This is a genomic window from Rhodococcus sp. MPR-R1B (assembly GCF_058793255.1).
In genome coordinates this window covers 363,575-382,321 of record NZ_JBXAFO010000003.1, presented here as the reverse complement: position 1 = coordinate 382,321, position 18,747 = coordinate 363,575, and the positions used below count along the sequence as shown (strand labels likewise).

Sequence of the window (18,747 nt, the reverse complement as noted above, 5' to 3'; positions counted from 1 at the left end):
TTGCGCACCACCCATACCGCGCGTGGCACGTTGTCAGAATGCGTCTTCCTCGAGTTCCATGATCTCGTTGTCGAGGGAACCCAGGATTTCTTTGGTCGACGCCAGGACGGGCAGGATGTTCTTGGCGAAGTATGACGCGATGACCACCTTGCCCCGATAGAACGACCGGTCCTTTGCCGACGCGTCACGGTCCAAGGCTGCCAACGCGACTTCCGCTTGCACCAACAGGCGCCATCCGATGAGCAGGTCGCCTACCGCGTACAGAAAGCGCACCGAGCCGAGGCCTATCTTGTACAACTCGGAGGGTTGGTCCTGGGAAGCCATCAGATACCCGGTGAGCGTCCCGGCCATCTCCTGCACGTCGGTCAAGGCGGTCTCGAGTAGGACTCGCTCGGCCTTGAGTCGACCGTTCCCGGCCTCACTGTCGATGAACTCTCGTATGCGACCGGCTACGTGAGCGAGTGCAACGCCGCGGTCGCGTGCGATCTTTCGAAAGAAGAAGTCCTGCGCCTGGATTGCCGTGGTGCCCTCGTACAGGGTGTCGATCTTGGCATCGCGGATGTACTGCTCGATGGGGTAGTCCTGAAGATAACCGGAGCCGCCCAGGGTCTGCAGGCTCTCGGTGAGCAGTTCGTAGGCCTTCTCGGAGCCGACGCCCTTGACGATCGGCAGCAGCAGATCGTTGACCCGCGCCGCCAATTCGGCATCCGCCCCCGAAACCAACTCGGCGACATCGGCATTCTGGTGTGCAGCGGTATAGAGGTAGACCGCTCGGAGGCCTTCGGCGTAGGCCTTCTGCATCGCCAGGCTGCGTCGGACGTCGGGGTGATGCGTAATGGCCACACGGGGCGCGGTCTTGTTTGTCAGCTCGGTAAGGTCTGCACCTTGAATTCGTTCTTTCGCGTACTCGAGGGCGTTGAGATAGCCGGTGGACAGTGTTCCGGTCGCCTTGGTGCCCACCATCATTCGAGCGTTCTCGATGACCTGGAACATCTGGGCGATACCGTTGTGGACGTCACCCACGAGCCAGCCGACGGCAGGAACGTCCGTCGCTCCGAAGGTGAGCTCGCAAGTTGGGGAAGACTTGAGGCCCATCTTGTGCTCGACGCCGGTGACGTAGACACCGTTGCGCTCTCCCAGTTCAAGTGTGTCCGAGTTGAAGTGGGACTTCGGAACGTAGAACAGGCTCAAACCTTTGGTTCCTGGACCGGCGCCCTCGGGCCGGGCAAGCACCAAGTGGAAGAGGTTCTCGGCCGTGTCTCCGACGTCGCCGCCGGAGATGAACCGCTTGACGCCCTCGATGTGCCAGGTACCGTCGTCCTGCGCGATTGCCTTTGTTCGGCCTGCGCCTACATCGGATCCGGCGTCTGGTTCGGTGAGCACCATCGTTCCGGCCCATCCGCGCTCGAATCCTTCTTTGGCCCAGTGTTTTTGCTGTTCGTTTCCGATGGTGTAGAGCACGCTCGCCATCAGTGGACCCATGTTGAAAAAGCTTGCGGATCCGTTTGCCGCGACCAACATTTCGCCGATCGCCCAGACCAACGGTGCCGGAGCAGGAACACCACCCATGCCTTCTGGTAGGCCGAGTCGCGACCAACCGGCCTCGTTCACCGCCTCGACCGTCTTGCGTAGAGGTTCCGGGACCACAACTGCGTGATTGGGTGCGTCGAATTCGACAGGGTTTCGATCCGCGTCGGCGAAGGACGCGGCGACCGGGCCTTCTGCCAGTCTCGCTACTTCCGCAAGAATGTTGCGCACAGTGTCGGTGTCGAGGTCCCCGTATGCGCCGGCATCCAACAGTTCGCCGATCCCGAGCACCTCGAACAGATTGAACTCGATATCACGCACGTTGCTTTTGTAGTGACCCATTGTTCTCCGACCTTGGTTCGTCAGCAATACGATTCGTCAGCAGATACGGCTCGTCAGCAGTACACAAGAAAGCCTGCCCCACAAGGAATTCAGTACGCAACCGTAGGTAGAGACGAGTTTCGTTGCTACAAAGTAGCGCCGAGTCGCTCTCATTGAAACATTCACTCGTACAATCGGTTTCCGCTGGTGGGGGCGCATATCAGTCGCGTAGCGTCCTCTACGATCAAAGCAGCTGCGCACCAATTGAAGTGCCCGTCCTCACCTTCGGCATCATACGCATTCGGTGTGATCAGTGAACATGCTGATCGGTCGACCAAGAGCGCCTCTCGTTGGTAGCCGAGACGTTTCTCGGCCGGCGTGTAGAGCCCAGTTCTGTCTCGTGAGCCTTTGGTATCGGTCAGAGGGTGAGTAGCACTTTGGTGGCGCGCCGCTCGTCCATCGCCCGGTAGCCTGCGGCGGCGTCCTCCAACGGGAGAGTGAGGTCGAAGACGATGCCTGGGTCGATCTGGTCGGTCATGATGAGCTCGATCAGTTCGGGTAGGAATCGCCTGACCGGCGCGGGACCGCCGAGCAGGCTCACCGTCGCGAAGAACAGGTTCATGCCGTCGAGTTCGACGCCGTGGGATACCCCGACGTAGCCGACATGTCCGCCGGGGCGGGTAGCTCCGATAGCCTGCATCATCGATTCTTGGGTGCCTACGGCTTCGACGGTCGAGTGGGCGCCGTAGCCGCCGGTGAGTTCCTTGATCTTCGCGATGCCCGCGTCGCCCCGCTCTTCGACGATGTCGGTGGCGCCGAATTGTGTGGCGAGTGCCTGCCGGTCGGCGTGACGTGACATGGCAATGATCCGCTCGGCGCCGAGTTGTCTGGCAGCGAGGATCGCCAAAAGTCCGACTGCGCCGTCGCCGACGACGGCGACTGTTTTGCCAGGTCCGGCTTCCGCAGCTACGGCGGCGAACCAACCGGTGCCGAGTACGTCGGAGGCTGCAAGGAGGCTGCGGGCCTGCCGCTCGGTCGGCTCTCCGTGGACAGGGACGAGGGTGCCGTCCGCGAGCGGGATGCGAGCGTATTCGGATTGGGTGCCGACCGAGCCCATCATGACCTGGTGGATACAGCGAGACTGAAAGCCGGCCTCGCAGATTTCGCAGGTGTTGTCCGACGCGACGAACGAGCCCACGACGAAGTCCCCAACTTCGATGTCGTTGACGTCGGGGCCGACCTGTTCGACGACGCCCACGTATTCGTGTCCCATCGGCGTCGGGCCATTCAGCTTTTCGATGCAGCGGTACGGCCAGAGGTCGGAACCGCAGACGCAGGTGGCTGTAACGCGAATGATCGCGTCGGTCGGTTCGACGATCACCGGCGCTTCGATCTCTTCGACCCGGACGTCGCCGGGGGCATGCATGACGACAGCGCGCATGACGTGACTCCTCACCATCGGTTTTCTCGTGTCACTTCAACCTGATCATGATTTGGCGGCGTGCGGGAGTCCCACGCGATAGTGGTACTGCGAGGGACTCCCTCGCTACCGGTCACTGACTTAGGCTCGATGGCATGGACGATCGAGCGCAAGTACGCGAATTCCTGACCTCGCGGCGCGCCCGAGTCACGCCCGAACAAGTTGGACTTCCGGCCGGATCGAACCGCCGCGTGGACGGTCTACGTCGAAGTGAAGTGGCAACCCTCGCCGGCGTGAGCGTCGAGTACTACACGAGGCTCGAGCGCGGAGCGATCAGCGGCGCATCGCCGGGTGTACTCGACAGTATCGCGAAGGCCTTACGACTCGACGACGCCGAGCGCGCCCACCTTTTTGATCTCGCGCACGCGGCAAGCCCGGTGGCCAGGCCCCCGCGTCGGCGAAATGCGAAGGGCTGGAAGCCCCATCAGAGCCTGCAGTGGGCGCTCGATGCAGTCACCGCAGGACCCGCTTTCGTGCGGAACGGTCGCATGGATCTTCTTGCGGTCAACCCACTCGCGCGTGCGTTTTACAAGGACCTGTACGACATGCCGGGGCAGCCCCCGAACATCGCGCGCTTTACGTTCCTCGACGAAAGGGCTTTCGAGTTTTATCCGGACTGGAACGCGTTTGCCGAGGTGACTGTCTCGATTCTGCGAACCGAGGCTGGGCGAGATCCTCACAACAAGGAATTGCACGATCTGATCGGTGAACTCAGCACTCGGAGTGAGGAATTCCGGCGTCGGTGGGGCGCGCACGACGTCCGCCATCACGGCACCGGATTCAAGACATTTCACCACTCCGCCGTGGGGGAGCTGACGCTTGCCTTCGAAGGTTTGGAGATGGCCGCCGAGCCGGGGTTGACGCTCACGATCTACACCGCAGAGCCGGGATCGCCCTCCGCGGAACGGATGCAGTTACTCGCCTCGTTGGCAGCCAGTGAGAATGCGGACTCTGCGCCTCACGTGCCGGAGCGGTCGCTGACGGACGGCTGACGAACTGCGCGACGGTTGATCAGGTCGTCAGTTGACGACTTCGGCGGCGGTGCGCTTCGTGCGTTCCTTGCGCAACAGGATCATCAGCGGCAGAAAGTAGAGAGCGGCAACGCCGGTGCCTACCAACACCGGCCCAGTGGCACCGAGACTCGAGGCCAACGCGAACCCGGCGATCCAGGAGCCGACCGCCGTGCCCAGATTGAACGACGAGGTGCTGAGAGCAGAAGCCATCGTCGGCGCCTGATCGGCATAACGCACAGCCATCCCGATCAGGATGGGATTGGTCGACATGCCGAATAGTCCCAGCATGACTACGAGAATCACCGTCACGATCACGTTGTGCGAGAAGAGGCAGAGCGCTCCGAGTACGAGAAACGTCATCGCTGCCGAGACGAACAAGACCCCGTACTGATGCTTCGCACCGAGTCGACCGCCGAGATTGGAGCCGACGAACGCACCGAGTCCGTAGCCGACAAGCACCAGTGGCACTGCCGACGCAGCAAGTCCCGTGTTCTCGGTCAACAGCGGAGAGATGAAGCTGTACGCCGCCAGCGACGACCCGCACACGACGGCGCAACCGGACAGAACGAGCCAGATGCGTCCGTCCCGTAGGCTCGCGATCTCCGCTCGCCAGGACGGCACCGCACCGGAGTCGCTGTCGGCGGGTACCAATCGGTGGACGATGGCCGCGGCAACGAGTGCGAGGGCGGCGAGGGCCCAGAAAGGACCACGCCACCCGATGGCCTGACCGGCCAGAGCGCCGAGCGGAACACCGATGACGTTCGCGAGCATGCCTCCGCCCAAGACGATGCCGAGCGCGCGCGAGGAAGACGCCGGGCCGGCCGCTTTTGCTCCGACCACGGCGGCGACTGCCCAGAATGCGCCCGTCGCCACGGCTGTGAGGAAGCGGGCGCCGAGAATGAGTCCGAAGTTGGACGAGAGCGCGACGATGACGTGTCCGATCGCGAAAACAATCAGAGCCGAGCTCAAGGTCACGCGTCGGGGAACCCTGAGTGTCAAGATCGCCATCGCCGGCGTGCCGACGATCATCCCGATCGCGAAGACGGTGATCATCAAGCCGACGTTCGCGATCGACGTCCCGAGGTCACCCGCAATCTCGGGAAGAATGCCGGCGACGACGAATTCGGTTGTGCCCATCAAGAAAACTCCGACGGCCAGCACGTAGATCACGAGCGGCAGGCGGCCGGTTTCTTCGACGGTCGGGGCGGAAATCATGAGGTGGTCAGTTCTCTTTCTGTTGACGACGCGCATGTCGTGGCGCACCCGTCCAGGGCATCACGCCCGTCGCCTGCGAGGGAGTCCCGGTCGTTGGGGGTACTCGAAGGGACTCCCGGTGTGACCGATTGCGCGCTACCGTCGGCGCAAAGACTGCCTGAACCCGGGAGGCGCGCCCATGACACGACGACAGATCCGGGGGCTCGGCGCCGCCGTGCTTGTCTCGGCCTTGATGACTGCTTGCAGTACCGAGGACGCTGAGGGGCCCGGTCCACAGGCAAGCACGACAACACGATCGGCGCCCGCCGCGGCCTTCGGTGAACCCGAGACCGTCGCCGACGGCTTGGACGCGCCCTGGTCGATCGCATTCCACGGCGATACACCACTAGTCAGTGAGCGCGACAGCGCGCGAATCCTCGAACTCGACGCCGGCGGAAACAGCCGCGAGGTGGGAGTGGTCGACGGCGTCAGCCCAAGAGGTGAGGGCGGTTTACTAGGGATCGCAGTACGTGAAAACCGCCTGTACGCGTACTTCACCGCGAACGGGGAGAACCGGATCGAACGCTTCGACATCATCGGTGCTCCGGGGGAATTCGCGCTCGGGCCGGCCGAGACGATTCTCGACGGGCTCGCTTCGGCCAACTACCACAACGGTGGTCGCATCGCGTTCGGCCCGGACGGGATGCTGTACGTGACCGTCGGTGATGCCGGTAGTCGAGACAGAGCTCAGGACCTCGACTCGATGTCCGGGAAAATTCTGCGCATGACTCCGGATGGTGATGTGCCGCAAGATAATCCGTTTCCGAACTCGTTTGTCTACAGCTACGGCCACCGCAACTCCCAGGGCATTGCCTGGACCGAGGACGGCACGATGTACGCCAGCGAGTTCGGGCAGGACACCTGGGACGAGCTCAACAAGATCGAAGCAGGCGGAAACTACGGGTGGCCCGAGGTCGAAGGGATTGCGGGTGAAGACGGATTCATCGACCCGCTCCAACAATGGTCACCGGATGATGCCAGCCCCAGCGGAATCGCCATCCACGACGGCACGATCTACATCGCCAATCTTCGTGGTGAGCGACTCCGCACGGTGCCCTTGACCGATCCCGCGACCGCCGACGAGCAATTCGTCGACGAATACGGGCGCCTCCGTGATGTTGTAGTCGCACCGGACGGGTCGCTGTGGATACTGACGAACAACACCGACGGACGCGGCGACCCCAACCCCGGTGATGACCGCATCATTCGCGTGCCGTTGCGCTGATGTCGATTTCCGGCGAACGCAGTACTTCCAGCCCGAGGATCCTCGCCGAAGCCGGTGATTCACTAATATCTTTACGACAGGTGCGCCGGGTACGGATCGGAGAGACAGCATGGGGACTTGGGGTTCAGGACCTTTCGACAACGACGTAGCGGGCGACCTGCTCAGCGCAGTACAGGCGGGTGACTACGACATCGACGATTACGCTAGCCACCCCGATGGCGGTTATCTCGATGCCGATGATGCTCAAACAGCAATTGCCGTCGCCGAGATTCTTGCGGTTGCGCACGGCGTTGCGCCGAAGCCTGTGCAGCTGGATGGAATTGACGCCGCCGGGTACGTCAGCACCTTGAGCCCGGAGCAGAAGAGTTGGGTCCTCGCCGCACTCGAGCGTGCAGTTTCCGACAGTGACACTTCGGAGTTGTACGAGTTGTGGGAAGAGAACGGTCCGGAAGACCTCGCAGCTTGGCGGGCACCGATCCTGAGCAGATTGGCCAGCCTCAAAACGGTGGGGTAAGCGTCACTCGTCTGCAGTCCCTTGCTTACTCGGAGTTCGACGAGGACAGACTCCCCTTGACGTACCGGGTGGTGTCGTCAGCGAGGATCTCGGCGAGCCCGCTTTCGATACCGTCCAGTGCTTGCGCGGCGACGTCGGCAGGATCGATCTTCTGTTCGGCGGGTACGCCAGCGGCCATGTCGGTATCCATGTATGCGACATGCAGTGCCGATACGGAGATTTTGCGCGGCGCAAGTTCTTCTCGAACGGCGTCGGTCATCGCCCAGGCCGCTGCCTTCGACGACGCGTAAGACCCGAGCGCGGCTGGATGGAACCAGGACAGCACCGACAGAACGTTGAGTATTGTTCCGCCGTCGTTGTTTTCGATGACGGGAGCAAACGCCCGGGTCACGGCGAGCGGGCCGTAGAAGTTGACGTCCATCTCTCGTCGAATGTCATCGATGTCGCCCCCGATCAAGGGCGCCGAGGTAGAGATACCTGCGTTGTTGACCAGCAAGGTCACATCCGATGCGATTTGCGCGGCGGCGGTTATCGATTCGGCGTCCGTCACGTCCAACCTCAGGGGGATGGCGCCGGGTAGATCGACAGTTTCCGGATTGCGCGCAGCCGCGTACACCTTTGCGCCGCGCTCGACGAGTCCCGCAGCCAGATGGCGTCCGAGCCCGCGATTGGCTCCTGTGACGACCGCAACCGTCTTGTTCAGGTCCATGATTCTCCCAGTGTTGTGATTGCTCGTGACGTTTAGATTATGAATCAAATCTAAGTGTCGGCTAGGATAGATGTCAAGTGAAATCCAAACTGGAAGGCGTTGTGATGGGCCGCGTATCGCAGCAACAAGCGGAAGAGAACCGTCGGCGCGTCGTGGAAACCGCAGCCCGACTGTTCCGAGAGAAGGGCACCCACCTCAGCGTCGCCGACCTGATGAAGGCGTCGGGGCTGACCCACGGTGGCTTCTACAAGCAGTTCGCGTCCAAGGACGCTCTCATCGACGAAGCGACCACCCACGCCTTCAAGGAACTGGCTCAGCTGCACTCTGCGGGACTCGAAGAGCATGCAGGGCAACGTGACTCCGCCCGAAAAGCTTTGATCGATACCTATCTCTCGGTGGCGCATCGCGACAACCCGGCAGACGGATGCCCCGCTGCTGCGCTCGCCGCCGACATGGCGCGCGAGCCTGCAGACAGCGAGGCCCGTCGGGTTTACACGGAGGGAGTGGGGGATTTTGCCGCAGCTCTTGCCGACGACGAAGCTGTCGGTCTCCTCCGGCTCTCCACCATGCTCGGTGCACTGGTTCTTTCGCGAGCTACCAAGGGTTCCCCGCTCTCCGAGGAAATTCTCGATTCCGCGCGCGTCGAACTGATCAGAGGGCTTCGAGAGCCGCTGTCATCTTCTTGACGGTCTCGGGTGCCCTGGCCGCGAATCCCGCTTTCACGAGGTCCAGTTCTCGCGGTTCCGAGAGTCGGACTCTCGATATGTTGATTGAACGCTCTAGTTGATTCCGACGACTTCCTGGGCGATCGCTGCGAGTCTTGCCTGTGCGGCGGATACGACGCCGTGGCGGTTCTTGTGCGCTTCCTCGTACGCAACGATGTCCTGCACCTGTGCGGCTTCGGTCAGTTCCTTCACGGCGGAGACGGCTTGGGTGACGTTGAGTTCGTCGAAGTCTTCGATGGGAAGTTCAGTGGGGTCGAGTAGCCCACTCGACTTCCTTACCGAACGGAAGACGTCGGCGGCACCGTCAGCACCTTCACGGCGAGTGACCTTCTCTGCAGTGGCGATGGCCGCATCCCTACTGGCCGAGAGTGTTTTCACAGTCACGTCACCGGCATATGCGCCCCAGCTGATCAGCTCACCCAGTACCGGCGGTGAGGTGCGAACAGCGTCGATGGCACGGTCGAGACTGCGGGTGGACCAGGAGACCGGAACGTTGACCAGCCGTATCGCCGCGCCGGTGGCAGCTTGCATCGGTGTGCGGCGCAAAGCTGCCGGTCCACCGAGTGCCTCTTCGGCCAAGACAGTCGTGAGCCAGTCCACGGTCGCGGAGTGTGCAGCGATGAGGCGGTCGGCCAACGCCGCGACGGTCTGATCGCCGCCGGCAGTGGCCAGGGCCTTGAGGTAGCGGGAGCGGTCGAGGAGTTGATGTTCGAGCGCAAGGTCGCCCAGTACAGCTTCGTCGAAGGGCTGGGCCTGTTCGACCATCGCTTTCACTCCGGCTGTCGCGCGTCCGAGGAACGGACCGACCAATTCCGGAACGCCACCCAGATCGCGAATCGTGGACTCGATGGAACTCGCCCTTTCACGGCCGTTCTCTGCGTTTTCCGTGAGTTCGCGTCGAACCGCTTCGGTTCTGGCCTGTGCGACGCGCGTTTCGGCGACCTGGATCTCGGTGTGCGTCAGTCCGAGGAGGATGCGTAACTGGGTGATCAAGGCGGACGTGGTTTCGGAGTTGCTCATATCGGGGTCGTCCCTTCGTCGGTGCGTGCTTTACGTGATGTTCAGCTTCTGCTCGACGAGTGCTCCGCGGGTCGCGGAGCCACCGCCGCTACGCGGGCTACCCCGACCTACCGCGTAGTAACCACAACGAACAAGTGGGCTCGACGCACCGAGATCGTCGGCGCCAGGACGAGTGAGATCCCGGCCACCCCGAGGTTTCGATTTCTATTCGGCGGGAAGGAGGCATGTGCAGTGCATCCATCCAGAAGCCCGCGAGAAACTGCGTCACCCGAGGAGTATCGATATGCCGGACCAGTACGCAATGCAGGACCCGACCACGCGGTTCCCCGCTCTTGTGCGTGAGCGGCAGGCGGAGATCGCACACCCCGGTCTCACCGCAGACATGATTTCTCCTCCCGACCACGGTGAAAACACCTATCGAGGAAGCGGTCGACTCGAAGGAAGGCGTGCGATTGTCACCGGAGCGGATTCGGGCATCGGACGTGCGGTCGCGATTGCATTTGCCAGAGAAGGCGCGGACGTTGTCCTGAGTTATCTCGACGAGGAAGAACAGGACGCTCGGGAAACCGCTCGCTGGGTCGAGGAGGCAGGTCGCAAAGCCGTCTCGGTGCCGGGAGATCTCCGAAGCGAGGAACACTGTTCTGCTTTGGTCGAAACCGCGGTGAGTGAACTCGGCGGACTGGACATCTTGGTGAACAACGCCGCGTTTCAGATGGTGCAGATGGGCGGCATCGCCGATATCACCACCGAACAATTCGACCGTGTGATGAAAACCAACCTCTACGCACTATTTTGGCTCTCCAAAGCAGCGATCGCGCAGATGGAGCCCGGATCGACGATCGTGAATACCTCGTCCATCCAAGGTGCGTCCCCGTCGCCCGAGCTGCTCGATTACGCCACGACAAAGGCGGGCATCATCGACTTCACCAAGGGGCTGGCCGCCGATGTCGCACGAAAGGGAATCAGGGTCAATGCCGTTGCACCTGGACCGATTTGGACGCCACTGATTCCGGCGACGATGCCCAAGGAGAAGTTCGAGACGTTCGGGGACGACGTTCCGCTCGGGCGGGCTGGTCAGCCGGCCGAGCTTGCTCCCGCCTATGTATTTCTCGCCTCTGGCGAATCCAGTTACACCACTGGGGAAGTCATCGGCGTGACGGGTGGAAAACCGCTCACCTGAATGTGCGACTAGACAAGGCGTACGACGACGGCGTAACGGTCAACCGTTGTCGAGGCCGGCGGCGACCATCGCTGCGGCGATCTCTCGTTCGGAGAATGAGCCCTTCTCCAGACCCCGGATGACGCCGGAGCGATCAGCGGGGGAACGGTTTTGGTTCAACTTCGCTTTTCCGTAGACACGGGCCACGTGCAGTTCGATCCCCACAATCCCTCGCAGCTGCGCATCGACGAACTGCGGCGGCGCGTCGGTGACCTTCCATTCGTTCTCACGGCCGGATTCATGTCGAGCTGTCAATGCGGTGACGTGCGCACGCAGCCACTGCTCGTCGTCGTGCGCAACCAGTTGGCCGTAGACGTAGAGAACTTCGTAGTTCCACGTCGGGACAACCTTCCCGTGGACGCTCTTGCTCGGGTAGAACTCGGGGCTCACGTAGGCGTCGGCGCCGGGGAGGATCACCAGAGACTCCGATGTCCCGGTGTATCGCCAATGCGGATTCGTCCGGGCGAGATGCCCCTCCAACACGTTTCCGTCGGCGTTGTACAGCAGTGGCATCGACGTGACTTCGAGGGTCTCGGGGCCCGGTGTGACCAGGTGTCCGAATCCACCGGCGTGGAGAGAGTCGGCGACCGCGTCGTCGGAGAGGCGGAATTGTCCGGGCAGAATCATGTGTCTCCTCACAGATTTTTTGTCATGTGACAATGTGTCACAGCGTGGAGGTTTTGTCATGTGCTAATAGAGTGAGCCTGTGACCAGCACTGTGGCGGACCAGGTGAGGCTCTATGTCGTCCGCGGGACAGCGGGCGAGATTTCCGAGGGCATCCGCAATCTCATCAGTGCTGGGGTACTGGCTCCAGGGGATGCGTTGCCGCCCATACGGGCCTTGGCCGACGATCTCGAGGTTCACCGGAACACAGTTGCCGGAGCCTATCGCTTGCTCGTGGCGGCGGGAGTTGTGGAGACACAGGGCCGGCGCGGCAGCTTCGTGCGAGCCATACCGTTCCTGGAAGGAGAAGGCGGTATCGCTCTTCCTGGCAGCGTGGATCTCGCCAGCGGAAATCCTGATCCGGCATTGCTGCCTGATCTCAGAGCCTCGTTGGACCGGACCACTTACACGCCCCGGTTGTACGGCGCCGCAGCCACCGAGCCTCTACTCGATTCCTGGGCACGTTCCTCGATCGAGGACGAGGTTCTAAGGCCGTGCTCGATCACCATCACCAACGGTGCCGTTGACGCGGTCGAGCGACTGTTGACCGCTCATTTGACCCGAGGTGACGCCGTCGCGATCGAGGATCCGTGCTTCCTGGCGAGCATCGGAACGCTCAAAGCCAACAGCTTCCGAGCGGTACCGATGGACATCGACACTTCGGGTATTACCCCGCAAGGGCTGCTGCGTGCTCTCGAAAGTGGTGTGCGCGCGATTATTTGCACCCCTCGTGCGCACAACCCCACCGGGGTCAGCATGAGCGCCGACCGAGCGGCGATTCTCGGAAGCATCCTGGCCGAGTTCCCTCACGTTCTGGTAATCGAGGACGATCACTTCTCTGCCGTGTCCAGCAATCGGTACTGTCGGCTCGCTCCGATGAGCACGACGCGGTGGGCGCTTGTTCGTTCCGTGTCGAAATTTCTCGGGCCCGACCTGCGCGTGGCAGTGGTCGCCTCGGACCTCGACACCGGCATTCGGCTGAGCACTCATCTCCGGTCGGGCGCCAACTGGGTCAGTCACCTGCAGCAGCGCTTGAGTGCTGAACTGCTGAGTGATCCGACGGTGATCGACGGCCTCGCCAATGCTCGCGCTGTTTACGAGCGCCGCCGAACCCTTCTGAAATCTGCACTGTCAGAACATGATATCGAGGTTCCTGACACTTTCGACGGACTCAATGTCTGGGTTCCGCTGGATCGGGATTCCGAACCGATTGTCGAGCGACTCGCCGAGTCTGGCTGGCTCGTGCGGGACGGAAGTCAGTTCTCGGCGACGCCGGGTCAGTGCCACCGGGCACTTCGTGTGACCGCCTCCACCATCACCTCTGACCAAGCACGCGAGTTCGCCAGTGCCCTGGCTGAAATATTGGCGAGCCCGTAGTTGTCCAGCTGCACTACGGTGCGAATCTGAGTCTCTCGCTTCTCGACGAAACTACCGGCGACGGCTGGATCGATAGGATCGGTTCGAGCGACGACGAAGGGTGTAATTGTGGCGAGGGCGGTTGTTGTCGGTGCGAGCCGAGGTCTTGGTCGTGCTTTGATCGAGGGTCTGAGGAGCGATGGCGACGAAGTTCTCGGCATATCGCGTCGGCGTCCTGACGGGTTCGACGTCTCCGAGTGGATCGAAGCCGACCTGACCGATCCTGTTACGGCAGCGAATTCGATCGATCAGGAGCTTGTCGGTGGTGTAGATACCCTGATCTGCAACGTCGGAATTTGGGAAGGGGATGCCTTCACTTCCGATTATGCGTTCACAGATCAATCCGATGTCGAAATGCTCGAAATGATCAACGCCAACATCACGGCCACAATTCTCCTGCTCAAGCGCCTGATCCCGAGAATGATCGGCCGTCCTCGACCTCGGATCATCTTGACCGGGTCCACCTCGGGACTCCCGCGAAGCGGTAGGCCGGAGGTTGCGTTCGGTGCATCGAAGTTCGCGATCAACGGCATTGCCGACGCGTTGAGAGAGGGCTATCGGAAGGACAGACTCGCCGTGACTGTCCTTCATCTCGGATATCTCAATACAGAAGACGGACTCGACGTGCCCCGAGACGTCGCTGCCGCCAGGGGAGAGGGATCTCTGGTCCCGGTACATGACGTTGTGGATACGGTGCGCTCGATCTCGAGTTTGTCGTCTTCGACGTCAGTGCCGGAAGTAGTCCTCACTGCGATCGACGATCCGCGATTCTGATTTGCGGCGGTCGACTCAATCTGGTTGCTGAACAGACGTATTCAGAGAATCTAGACCCCGATCAAGAAGTAAGCTCCGGTCAGATACGTCAGGGTGAGGCCCGCCAAGGTCCACGCCATGTACGGCCGGATGTAGAGGCGCCGCAGGCGGTGCAATCGCAGGGAGGCTCGCAAGAACGCGCCCACGGTCCCGAGCAGCAACATCAGGCTCGGGACGAAGACCGCCAGTCGGCGATCCTTCTGTGAGCACAGCAAGGTGTCGGTACCGAAGCATTCGCCCCGCCGGGAGCCCAACCACACGATCGCGATAACCAAAACCGCGGTAGCCAGAACGACTGACACGCCGTACGTCAGGGTTCGCCTGTTGATCTTTCGCTCTCGACGCTGAATTACATCTGACGCGTCAGAACTGTCGGTCATCACACCGGCTCCTGTACATCGCACCTCACTTCGTGGATCGGCGGTGGGAGAGGGCGTACAGCACTACTCCGACGGCCAAGAGTAATGATGCGCGTAACCACGTCGCAGCGCTCTGCTGGGTGAGCAACGCAACGCACGTACCGAGAGCGAGGATCGGGAAGATGATCGGCGTTCGGAAGTGTTTGTGTTGCACTGCGTCACGGCGCAGAACCAGGACGGCGATGTTGGTGCTGATGAATACGAAAAGCAGCAGGAGTACCACCGTCTCCGCCAGGGCTGACAGCGATCCGGTGACGCAGAGAGCCATGGCAACTGCTGTGGTCGCGATAATCGCCACCCAGGGGGTCCGTCGCTGCGGCAGTACCCGAGCGAAGACGCTCGGGAGCAAGCCTTCCGATGCCATCCCGTATGTCAGCCTGCTCGCCATGATCATTGTCAGCAGTGCGCCGTTGGCGACGGCGACCAACGCGATCAGGCTGAACAGGCGAGGCGGAACGCCGACGTCGGCAGCTGACACAACTTCCAGCAGTGGCCCGGAGGATGCGGCAAGTTCGTCGGCGGGCAGGACCACCGAGACAGCCAGGCCGACAAGGACATAGGCGGCGCCGGCTGTCAGTAATGCTCCGAACAGTGCGCGTGGGTAGACCTTGCTCACGTTCTTCACTTCTTCGGCGACGTTCGCGGACGTTTCGAAGCCGACAAAAGAGTAGTACGCGAGGAGTGCCGCAGCCAGCACCGCGAGTGCAGGCGATCGGCTGTCGTCGAACTCCACGACGCGGCTCAGGGTTCCGTCGCCGCGCCCGAGAACTATGCAAGCGAGGACGACAACGAGGACGAGCCCGGTGACCTCCACGACTGTCATGACGACGTTGGCGCGCATCGACTCCTTGATGCCTCTGGCATTGAGAAGTCCCACCAGGAGCAGGAAGACGAGCGCCGCTGGAACGGTTGGGACGTCGATGAAGGCTTTGAGATAGTCGCCCGAGAATGCGAGGGCGAGTCCCGCCGCACTGGTTACGCCGGCCGCCAGCATCGAGAAGCCGACAAGGAACGAGATCAGTGGTTTCCGATACGCCCGTTGGGCGAATACTGCTGCGCCGCCCGCTCGCGGATATTTGGTGACCAGTTCGGCATACGACGTTGCTGTCAGCAATGCCATGACGAGCGCTACGAGCAGTGGTACCCAGACGGCTCCACCAACTTCACCGGCGATGACGCCCACCAACGCGTAGATGCCGGCACCCAGAACGTCTCCGAGGATGAACACGAAAAGGAGTGGGCCGGTTATAGCCCGAGTGAGAATGTTCTTACCGCCGTCTTCATCTCCGCCTGCGGTTTCGTCCACGTTCTCAGCACCCGCGGCGCGTCGCATATGCAAGGTTCGTCCTGTCTTCATGGTGGCGTGCCGCCACCTCAGGAGCAGTCATGTACCCATTGGCCGAGGTTTCAAACGTAGGTCGCCCGCCTTCCCGTGCTTTGCTTGTAGGGGAATCGCAGAAGTAGTGACTGGAGGACGAAGTGGCCGAAACGACGGTTGCCGCGGTGATGGACGAGTTGGCTGCTCTCGAAGATCCGAAGGCGCGTGCGGTGAACGAGAAGCACGGTGACGATCACGGTGTGAACCTCACAAAACTGCGCGCTGTTGCGAAGCGATTGAAGACTCAGCAGGAACTCGCACAACAGCTTTGGGCGACGGGCGATACCGCGGCGCGATTGTTGGCCCTTTTGATCTGCCGCCCGAAGGCGTTCGAGCGTGACGAGTTGGATGTCATGTTGCGAGAGGCCCGCACTCCGAAGGTGCAGGACTGGCTCGTCAATTACGTGGTGAAGAAGAACCCGCATGCCGAGGAGTTGCGGGTGGCCTGGACCGCTGACCCTGATCCTGTGGTCGCTAGCGCCGGGTGGGCTCTGACCACCGAACGTGTCGCGAAGAAGCCCGAGGGACTTGACCTTTCAGGGCTACTCGACGTCATCGAGGCGGAGATGAAGGATGCTCCTGACCGCCTGCAATGGGCGATGAACCACTGCCTGGCTCAGATCGGGATCGAACATGCCGAGTACCGCGCCCGGGCAATCGAGATCGGTGAGCGACTGCGGGTGCTCGAGGATTACCCGACTCCACCGAACTGCACCTCGCCGTTTGCGCCCATCTGGATCGCGGAGATGGTGCGACGACAGAGGGCAAAGTAGAGCGCACGACAACTGAGGATAGGGTTACCTTCGTGCTACGTTAGGCGCCGTCACCCGCTCGGGGTGTCTGAGCAGGTCGATCGACCGGGAGGTCCTGGCGTGGCGAGAATTTTGGGACGAGGGCTGTCAGAGCGACGAAGTGGTGGCAGCCGTGTCCGCCGGATGGTAGCCGTCGTGGCGGCGTGCGGGCTGGCGGCCGGAATGGCGGCCTGCAGCAGCAACAGCGACAAAGACAGCACCGACGACAAAGACAGCACCCGGACTTCATCCGCAGTCGACGCCGCGTTCCCGGTGACGATCACGTCGGCCCTCGGCACGGCCGAGATCAAGGAGGAGCCCAGGCGGGTCGCAACCTGGGGATGGTCCAATCAGGACGCCCTCCTGGCTCTCGGTGTCGTCCCGGTCGCGATGCCCACTTTCTCCGGACCTCAGTACGGGGCCGACGCGCAGGGCATTCTGAAGTGGGACGCCGAGGCACTCGACAAGCTCGGTGGCGAGCAGCCGATCTTGTTGTCGGGTGACGGAACGGGCGAAGCACCTGTCGAGCAGTTCGCCAAGGCTGAACCAGATCTCATCTTCGCCCCGTACTCCGGGCTCACTCAGCAGGAATTCGACGCACTGTCGAAGATCGCGCCGGTGGTTTCCTTCCAGGACGAGCCGTGGACCGCGTCGTGGCAGGACCAGGTGACCATCGCTGGTCAGGCGCTGGGTAAACAGGCCGAGGCCGGCACGCTCATCGACAAGACCAACGCCGCGATCAGCGCGACGGCTGCGAAGAACCCTGCGTTGCAAGGTAAGACCGTCACCATCGGACTCCCGAACAGTCCGAGCACCTTCGCGGTGAGTAAGAACGCCGACGTGCGTGTCGAGTTCCTCGAGCAGCTGGGTCTGAAGAACGAGCCGACGATCCAGCAGGCCGATCCCGTCAAGGATCCCGAGGCCGTGTACTTCGAGCTGAGCACCGAGCAGGCGCCGCTGATTGCGTCTGACGTGCTGTTCGTGGTGGCCTACGACAAGGACTCTCTGAACGCGTTCCTCGCCGAGCCACTGGTGGCAGCTCAGCCGGTGATCGTCGATGGGCGTACGGCATCCACCAAGGACTTCAGCGTCGACAAGAACTTCGCGTTCGGCGGACTGACGGTCCTGACCATCCCGTACATCCTCGACGACGTCGCCACAGTTCTGAACACCGCTGCCGGCAACGTCAAGGGCTGACCGGCCCGCTAGCGGGAAGTTCGAAACTGTGTCCGGTACCGCTGTGGGCTGGTGCCGACCAGGTCTCGGAAGCGTTCGCGGAACGTGGTGACGGCATTGAATCCGACTTGTCCCGCAACACGTTCGATCGAGTGGTCGGTAGTCTCGAGCAGAAATTGCGCTTGGCGGAGCCGCGCGTGATGGAGCCACTGCAACGGCGTTGTACCGATCTGTTCCTGGAAGCGGCGGTTGAGCGTGCGGGTGCTCATCGTTGCCCTGGCCGCGATTGTCGTGATGTCGAGCTGCTCCCCGAGATTCTCTTCCATCCAGTTCAGCAGTGGACGAAGGGTTGTCCCGCTGGGTACGGGAGGCTCGTGGACGATGAATTGTGCTTGCCCTCCGGCACGTTCGAGCGGCATCACGCTCAGACGTGCCGTGTCGGCGGCGACGGCAGACCCGTAGTCCTGACGCACCATGTACAGACAGAGGTCGAGTGCGGCCGCAGCGCCCGCCGAAGTCAAGATGTGCCCGTTGTCGACGTAGAGAACGGCAGCATCGACGTCGACAGCCGGGTGCCGACGCGCCAACTCTGCGGCGGCCGCCCAGTGCGTCGTCGCGCGAAGTCCGTCGAGCAAGCCGGTGTCGGCGAGCGTGAATGCGCCGACGCACAGTGATGCGATGCGTGTGCCGCGATCCGCGGCTGATCTGAGGGCGTCGATGATCTCGGCGTCGACCGGCACATCGAGATCGGCGGTGCCCGGGATGATGATCGTGCTGGCCTGGGCGAGACGTGACAGTCCGTGCGGTACGCGCATCGTGAACGTTCCGGTCTCCACCTCCTCGGTGAGCGCGCACACGGCGGTCCGGTAGGCCGGTGCGCCTGAGGGAAGCCTGCATCGTCCGAAGACTTCGAGGGGTGCTGCCAGGTCCATCGGCACCACTCCGGGCAACGCGAGAACTGCAACGTCATGCATGTCTGAAACGTAGCGTATGTGGCGCGAGATTCTGTGATCTCGTGTCGTGAAATATCCTCTCAACTGGTATTTCACAGAATATGTGAGGTTGGCTGAAAGCCGTCGAAGG

18 protein-coding genes are annotated in these 18,747 nt (G+C 62.0%); 9 read left to right on the top strand and 9 right to left on the bottom strand.

Translation table 11 applies throughout. From position 1 onward, the window contains the following. Nucleotides 1-33: 33 nt before the first annotated feature. On the bottom strand, nt 34-1,869 hold the full coding sequence (locus AC1Q61_RS07075; RefSeq protein ID WP_042922938.1) for an acyl-CoA dehydrogenase: 1,836 nt from the start codon (nt 1,867-1,869) through the stop codon (nt 34-36). A gap of 397 nt (nt 1,870-2,266) precedes the next feature. Next, the gene (locus AC1Q61_RS07070) at nt 2,267-3,289 is read right to left on the bottom strand and encodes a zinc-dependent alcohol dehydrogenase family protein (RefSeq protein ID WP_215516188.1); all 1,023 of its coding nucleotides are present in this window, start codon (nt 3,287-3,289) and stop codon (nt 2,267-2,269) included. Nucleotides 3,290-3,423: 134 nt separating this feature from the next. On the opposite strand from AC1Q61_RS07070, the gene AC1Q61_RS07065 reads away from it, so the two are divergent. Continuing rightward, a complete protein-coding gene (locus tag AC1Q61_RS07065) occupies nt 3,424-4,320 on the top strand; it encodes a helix-turn-helix transcriptional regulator (RefSeq protein WP_042922936.1) in 897 nt (298 codons plus the stop codon). Between the two features lie 27 nt (nt 4,321-4,347). On the opposite strand, the gene AC1Q61_RS07060 is transcribed toward AC1Q61_RS07065, so the two are convergent. Further along, nucleotides 4,348-5,556, bottom strand: coding sequence for an MFS transporter (locus AC1Q61_RS07060; protein WP_252194663.1), 1,209 nt, complete (start codon nt 5,554-5,556; stop codon nt 4,348-4,350). Nucleotides 5,557-5,734: 178 nt separating this feature from the next. Here AC1Q61_RS07060 and AC1Q61_RS07055 point away from each other — a divergent pair, with 178 nt between their 5' ends. Together AC1Q61_RS07055 and AC1Q61_RS07050 are read left to right on the top strand one after the other, a co-directional pair. After that, nucleotides 5,735-6,820, top strand: a complete 1,086-nt coding sequence (locus AC1Q61_RS07055) for a PQQ-dependent sugar dehydrogenase (RefSeq protein WP_042922934.1) — start codon at nt 5,735-5,737, stop codon at nt 6,818-6,820. Between the two features lie 109 nt (nt 6,821-6,929). Then, a complete protein-coding gene (locus AC1Q61_RS07050) occupies nt 6,930-7,334 on the top strand; it encodes a DUF4259 domain-containing protein (RefSeq protein ID WP_042448139.1) in 405 nt (134 codons plus the stop codon). Nucleotides 7,335-7,359: 25 nt separating this feature from the next. Here AC1Q61_RS07050 and AC1Q61_RS07045 read toward each other — a convergent pair whose 3' ends face one another. Next, nucleotides 7,360-8,043, bottom strand: coding sequence for an SDR family oxidoreductase (locus AC1Q61_RS07045; RefSeq protein WP_042922931.1), 684 nt, complete (start codon nt 8,041-8,043; stop codon nt 7,360-7,362). 77 nt (nt 8,044-8,120) lie between these two features. On the opposite strand from AC1Q61_RS07045, the gene AC1Q61_RS07040 reads away from it, so the two are divergent. Beyond that, nucleotides 8,121-8,729, top strand: coding sequence for a TetR/AcrR family transcriptional regulator (locus AC1Q61_RS07040; RefSeq protein ID WP_007735618.1), 609 nt, complete (start codon nt 8,121-8,123; stop codon nt 8,727-8,729). 93 nt (nt 8,730-8,822) lie between these two features. On the opposite strand, the gene AC1Q61_RS07035 is transcribed toward AC1Q61_RS07040, so the two are convergent. After that, nucleotides 8,823-9,788, bottom strand: a complete 966-nt coding sequence (locus tag AC1Q61_RS07035) for a DUF8129 domain-containing protein (RefSeq protein WP_042922930.1) — start codon at nt 9,786-9,788, stop codon at nt 8,823-8,825. Nucleotides 9,789-10,071: 283 nt separating this feature from the next. Between AC1Q61_RS07035 and AC1Q61_RS07030 the strand changes: the two genes are divergently transcribed. Next, the gene (locus AC1Q61_RS07030; RefSeq protein ID WP_492651205.1) at nt 10,072-10,968 is read left to right on the top strand and encodes an SDR family oxidoreductase; all 897 of its coding nucleotides are present in this window, start codon (nt 10,072-10,074) and stop codon (nt 10,966-10,968) included. Nucleotides 10,969-11,007: 39 nt separating this feature from the next. Here the strand turns inward: AC1Q61_RS07030 and AC1Q61_RS07025 are convergent, their stop codons facing one another. Next, nucleotides 11,008-11,634 (bottom strand): FMN-binding negative transcriptional regulator, encoded by a 627-nt coding sequence (locus AC1Q61_RS07025; RefSeq protein ID WP_215516186.1) that lies wholly within the window; start codon nt 11,632-11,634, stop codon nt 11,008-11,010. Between the two features lie 79 nt (nt 11,635-11,713). Here AC1Q61_RS07025 and AC1Q61_RS07020 point away from each other — a divergent pair, with 79 nt between their 5' ends. Next, nucleotides 11,714-13,048: an aminotransferase class I/II-fold pyridoxal phosphate-dependent enzyme gene (locus AC1Q61_RS07020; protein WP_225320193.1), complete on the top strand. Its 1,335-nt coding sequence runs from the start codon at nt 11,714-11,716 to the stop codon at nt 13,046-13,048. A 108-nt stretch (nt 13,049-13,156) separates the two neighbouring features. Further along, nucleotides 13,157-13,861, top strand: coding sequence for an SDR family NAD(P)-dependent oxidoreductase (locus AC1Q61_RS07015; protein WP_215516185.1), 705 nt, complete (start codon nt 13,157-13,159; stop codon nt 13,859-13,861). A gap of 50 nt (nt 13,862-13,911) precedes the next feature. Here AC1Q61_RS07015 and AC1Q61_RS07010 read toward each other — a convergent pair whose 3' ends face one another. Together AC1Q61_RS07010 and AC1Q61_RS07005 are read right to left on the bottom strand one after the other, a co-directional pair. Beyond that, nucleotides 13,912-14,280, bottom strand: coding sequence for a hypothetical protein (locus tag AC1Q61_RS07010; RefSeq protein ID WP_042448254.1), 369 nt, complete (start codon nt 14,278-14,280; stop codon nt 13,912-13,914). Nucleotides 14,281-14,305: 25 nt separating this feature from the next. Beyond that, a complete protein-coding gene (locus AC1Q61_RS07005) occupies nt 14,306-15,652 on the bottom strand; it encodes an APC family permease (protein ID WP_042922927.1) in 1,347 nt (448 codons plus the stop codon). A gap of 146 nt (nt 15,653-15,798) precedes the next feature. Here AC1Q61_RS07005 and AC1Q61_RS07000 point away from each other — a divergent pair, with 146 nt between their 5' ends. Together AC1Q61_RS07000 and AC1Q61_RS06995 are read left to right on the top strand one after the other, a co-directional pair. Beyond that, nucleotides 15,799-16,470 carry a DNA alkylation repair protein gene (locus tag AC1Q61_RS07000; RefSeq protein ID WP_030537444.1) on the top strand — a complete coding sequence of 224 codons (672 nt, stop codon included), beginning with the start codon at nt 15,799-15,801 and terminating at the stop codon, nt 16,468-16,470. A 99-nt stretch (nt 16,471-16,569) separates the two neighbouring features. Next, nucleotides 16,570-17,685, top strand: a complete 1,116-nt coding sequence (locus AC1Q61_RS06995; RefSeq protein WP_257216393.1) for an ABC transporter substrate-binding protein — start codon at nt 16,570-16,572, stop codon at nt 17,683-17,685. Between the two features lie 8 nt (nt 17,686-17,693). Here AC1Q61_RS06995 and AC1Q61_RS06990 read toward each other — a convergent pair whose 3' ends face one another. Next, nucleotides 17,694-18,638 carry a GlxA family transcriptional regulator gene (locus AC1Q61_RS06990; protein WP_042922997.1) on the bottom strand — a complete coding sequence of 315 codons (945 nt, stop codon included), beginning with the start codon at nt 18,636-18,638 and terminating at the stop codon, nt 17,694-17,696. Nucleotides 18,639-18,747 lie beyond the last annotated feature (109 nt).

Bases quoted from the DNA above. Each gene is read 5' to 3' on its own strand.
- AC1Q61_RS07070 (WP_215516188.1), bottom strand. From the start codon at position 3,289: ATGCGCGCTGTCGTCATGCATGCCCCCGGCGACGTCCGGGTCGAAGAG.
- AC1Q61_RS07005 (WP_042922927.1), bottom strand. From the start codon at position 15,652: ATGCGACGCGCCGCGGGTGCTGAGAACGTGGACGAAACCGCAGGCGGA.
- AC1Q61_RS07010 (WP_042448254.1), bottom strand. From the start codon at position 14,280: ATGACCGACAGTTCTGACGCGTCAGATGTAATTCAGCGTCGAGAGCGA.
- AC1Q61_RS07025 (WP_215516186.1), bottom strand. From the start codon at position 11,634: ATGATTCTGCCCGGACAATTCCGCCTCTCCGACGACGCGGTCGCCGAC.
- AC1Q61_RS07065 (WP_042922936.1), top strand. From the start codon at position 3,424: ATGGACGATCGAGCGCAAGTACGCGAATTCCTGACCTCGCGGCGCGCC.
- AC1Q61_RS07030 (WP_492651205.1), top strand. From the start codon at position 10,072: ATGCCGGACCAGTACGCAATGCAGGACCCGACCACGCGGTTCCCCGCT.
- AC1Q61_RS07035 (WP_042922930.1), bottom strand. From the start codon at position 9,788: ATGAGCAACTCCGAAACCACGTCCGCCTTGATCACCCAGTTACGCATC.
- AC1Q61_RS07075 (WP_042922938.1), bottom strand. From the start codon at position 1,869: ATGGGTCACTACAAAAGCAACGTGCGTGATATCGAGTTCAATCTGTTC.
- AC1Q61_RS07045 (WP_042922931.1), bottom strand. From the start codon at position 8,043: ATGGACCTGAACAAGACGGTTGCGGTCGTCACAGGAGCCAATCGCGGG.
- AC1Q61_RS06990 (WP_042922997.1), bottom strand. From the start codon at position 18,638: ATGCATGACGTTGCAGTTCTCGCGTTGCCCGGAGTGGTGCCGATGGAC.
- AC1Q61_RS07060 (WP_252194663.1), bottom strand. From the start codon at position 5,556: ATGATTTCCGCCCCGACCGTCGAAGAAACCGGCCGCCTGCCGCTCGTG.
- AC1Q61_RS07050 (WP_042448139.1), top strand. From the start codon at position 6,930: ATGGGGACTTGGGGTTCAGGACCTTTCGACAACGACGTAGCGGGCGAC.
- AC1Q61_RS07055 (WP_042922934.1), top strand. From the start codon at position 5,735: ATGACACGACGACAGATCCGGGGGCTCGGCGCCGCCGTGCTTGTCTCG.